Source organism: Halioglobus sp. HI00S01 (assembly GCF_001635445.1).
Classification (GTDB): Bacteria; Pseudomonadota; Gammaproteobacteria; order Pseudomonadales; family Halieaceae; genus Halioglobus; species Halioglobus japonicus.
In genome coordinates, this window is record NZ_LWEE01000184.1 from 1 (window position 1) to 309 (window position 309).

Annotated in this window: 1 protein-coding gene; it reads left to right on the forward strand. The window is 57.9% G+C overall.

The features are described from left to right. Window positions 1–309, forward strand: a 309-nt coding sequence (locus A3709_RS23935; protein ID WP_197484247.1) for a hypothetical protein, incomplete at both ends; no start/stop codon positions are given.

Sequence of the window (309 nt, forward strand, 5' to 3'; positions counted from 1 at the left end):
CCTCGGGCAACCCCATTCCTGTCATGATGCCGGGCGCTACCGAGACCTGTACGGGCGACACGGTCGTTACCAGTGGGCAGTACCGGAACGAGGGCACCGCATCCGGCGTGGGCCCCGGCGTTCTGCCCGATACCGTGGAAGACACTGACCCCAGGGTTGTGGTTGGTCGAAAAATAACCACCCTGCGAATTCCTGTCTATACTTCAGAGAAGCTGAAGTCGCTGAACACGCGGGAGGTACAGGATGTACCAGGGAATGCTGTTTGCGTTAGTCATTGTGTTGATGAGTCTGCTCGTCTTGAGGACCTAC